The 3,397-nt window shown below is 71.1% G+C and carries 1 protein-coding gene; it reads left to right on the top strand.

The window, feature by feature from the left end; translation table 11 throughout:
• A partial coding sequence (locus tag VIB55_RS15255) for a PAS domain S-box protein (RefSeq protein ID WP_331877520.1) occupies positions 1 to 3,337 on the top strand: 3,337 nt, incomplete at its 5' end.
• Positions 3,338 to 3,397: the final 60 nt, after the last annotated feature.

Below are 3,397 nucleotides of genomic sequence, written 5' to 3'. Positions count from 1 at the left end.
GCAGCGCGCCGAGGCGCTCGCCGGGCAGCTGCGGGAGCGCGAGGCGCGGCTGGCCGACCAGACGCGCCAGCTGCGCACCGTCTCGGAGAACGCGACGCTCGCGCTCTTCGTCATGGACGAGCACCAGCGGTGCACGTACATGAACCCCGCCGCCGAGCAGCTCACCGGCTACACCCTGGCCGAGGTGCAGGGAAAGGCGCTCCACGACTACGTGCACCACACGCGCCCCGACGGCACTCCGTATCCCCTGGAGGAGTGCCCCATCGACCGGGCGTTTCCCCAGAACATGCGCGAGCAGGGAGAGGAAACGTTCGTCCACAAGGACGGGCACTTCTACCCCGTGGCCTTTACCGCCAGCCCCATCCGCGACGGCGAGCGCACGGTCGGCACCATCATCGAGGCGCGCGACATCAGCGACGACCGGCGGGCCGAGGCGGAGCGCCGGCGGCTGCTGAACGACCTGCAGATGGAGCGCGCGCGCCTGCGGACGGTGTTCCAGGAGTCGCCCGCCTTCATCGCCATGCTCACCGGGCCCACGCACGTCTTCGAGCTGGCCAACCCGCCGTACTACCAGCTGGTGGGGCACCGCGACATCCTGGGCAGGACGGTGGCCGAGGCCCTTCCCGAGGTGGTGGAGCAGGGCTTCCTGGCGCTGCTGGACAGCGTGTACACCACCGGCCAGCCCTTCGTGGGCACCGAGGTGCCGGTGGCGCTGCAGCGCGAGGCGGGCGCGGGGATGGAGGCGCGCTTCGTCAACTTCGTCTACCAGCCCCTTCCCGGGCCGGACGGCGCCGTCGCGGGGATCCTGGCGCACGGGGTGGACGTCACCGAGATGGTGGAGCAGCGCAGGCGGCTGGAGGAGCAGGCCGCCCAGATGGAGGCGCAGACCGAAGAGTTGACGGTGCAGGCCCAGCAGATGGAAGACGTGCAGGTGGAGCTGGAAACCTCCAACGAGCAGCTGCAGCACGCCATCGAGGAGTCCGGACGCGAACGCGCCCAGCTGGCCGCCGTCATCGAGAACGCGCCCGTGGGCATCATCATCGCCGAGGCCCCGTCGGGCGCCATCGTCATGGGAAACCCCCGGCTGGAGGAGATCCTGGGGCACCCGCTCCTGCGTTCCGAAAGCGTGGAGGCGTACCGCGAGTGGACGGCCTTCCACCCCGATGGGCGGCGCGTGGAGGGGCACGAGTACCCGCTGGCCCGGGTGCTCGCCACCGGCCGCCCCGCCGGGCCGGACCCGTACCTGTACGAGCGCGGCGACGGCGTGCGCCGCTGGGTGCAGATCACCGGCGTCCCCATCCGCAACGCCCGCGGCGAGATGACCCATGCGCTGGTGGTGCTGGACGACGTCGACGCCGAACGGCGCGCGGCCGAGGAAAGGGAGGGGCTGATCGGGCAGCTGGACGCGGAGCGCTCGCGCCTTCGCGAGCTGTTCATGCAGGCTCCCGCCATGATCGCCGTGCTGCGCGGGCCCGAGCACGTGTTCGAGCTGGCCAACCCGCCGTACCTGGCCACGGTGGGCGGGCGCGAGGTGCTGGGCAAAACCATCCGCCAGGCGATCCCGGAGGTGGCGGGGCAGGGCTACTTCGAAATGCTGGACGGTGTGTACGCCGGCGGCCAGGCCGTGGTGGGCAACGAATCGCCGGTGCTCATCGACCGGCACGGCACCGGCCAGCTGGAGGAAGGCTTCTACAACTTCGTCTTCCAGCCGCTGCGCGACGACGGCGCCGTGAGCGGCATCCTCATCCACGCGGTGGAGGTGACGGAGCAGGTGCGGGCGCGCGTGGCGGTGGAGCGGCTGGAAGAGCGGCTGCGCCTGGCGCTGGACGCCGCCGACGTGGGCACCTACGACTGGGACGTGTCGGGGGGCGCGCTGGCGTGGGACCCGCGGGCGCGGCGGATCTTCGGGGTGCCGCAGGAGGGCGAGGTGACCTACGACACCTTCCTGGAGATCGTGCACCCCGACGACAAGGACCGGGCGAACGTGGCCGTGGCCGCGGCCATGGACCCCGGGGGACGCGGCGAGTTCGCCACCGACTACCGCATCGTGTGCCCCGACGGCGAGCACCGCTGGGTGCGCGCCGTGGGGCGCGTGTCGTTCCAGGGGCAGGGCGGGGCCCGCAAGCCGGCGCGCTTTTTGGGCACGGTGCAGGACATCACCGAGCGGCGCGCGGCCGAGGCCGAGCGCGAGCGGCTGATCGCCGAGCTGGAGACCGGGCAGGCCCGCCTGCAGCAGATCTTTGCCGAGGCGCCCGCCGTGATGGCCCTGTACTCCGGGCCGGACCACGTGATCAGCCTGGTGAACCCCACCTGGGAGCAGACGGTGGGCAAGCCCAACGCCGTGGGCCGGCCCTTCCGCGACGTGTTCCCGGAGTTCGAGGGAACGGGGCTGTTCGAGATGCTGCGGCGCGTGTACGAAACCGGCGAGCCCTTTCACGATCCCGAGGTGAACGTGCCGCTGGAGCGGTTCGGGAGCGGCGTGCTGGAAGACACCTGGTGGAACCTTGTGTGGCGCCCGCTGGCGGGCGGCGGCGCGCACGGGCGCGACATCCTGGTGCACGCGGTGGAGGTGACGGCGCAGGTGCGCGCCCGGCGGGAGGTGGAGGCCAAGGCCGACGAGCTGGGCCGCCTGGCGCGGCAGCTGGAGGCCAGCAACAAGGAGCTGGACCAGTTTGCCTACGTGGCCAGCCACGACCTGAAGGCCCCCCTGCGCGGCATCGCCAACCTGTCCAGCTGGATCGAGGAAGACCTGGGCGACCGCGTGACCGACGAGGCACGCGAGCACCTGGAGCTGCTGCGCGGCCGGGTGCACCGCATGGAGGGGCTGATCGACGGCATCCTCACGTACTCCCGCGCGGGGCGGGTGCGCGAAGAGCCGGAGGAGGTAGACGTGCAGGCGCTGCTGGAAGAGGCCGAGGACCTGCTGGCGCTTCCCGCCGGATTCGAGGTGCGCGTGCCGGAGCCGCTGCCGCGGATGGTTACCGAGCGGCTCCCCCTGCAGCAGGTGTTCATGAACCTGCTCGGCAACGCGGCCAAGTACAACACCAGCCCCGCGCCCTGGGTGCAGGTGACCGCGGGCGACCTGGGAAGCGCCTTCGAGTTCAGCGTGGCCGACAACGGACCCGGGATTGCACCGGAGTACCACGAGCGCATCTTCGGCATCTTCCAGACGCTGCAGGCGCGCGACAAGGTAGAGGGCACGGGCATCGGCCTGTCGCTGGTCAAGAAGCTGGTGGAAAGCAGGGGCGGGCGCATCTGGGTGGAGTCTCCCCCGCACGGGGGCGCCACCTTCCGGTTTACGTGGCCCAGGAGAGCGGACGATGTCACAGGCCGATGAGAAAATGCTGAACATTCTGCTGGTGGAAGACGACGAGGTGGACGTGATGAACGTTCGCCG

The sequence above is a fragment of the Longimicrobium sp. genome, assembly GCF_036554565.1.
In the GTDB taxonomy this organism is placed as follows: Bacteria; Gemmatimonadota; Gemmatimonadetes; order Longimicrobiales; family Longimicrobiaceae; genus Longimicrobium.
This window is presented reverse-complemented; position numbering and strand designations above follow the sequence as displayed.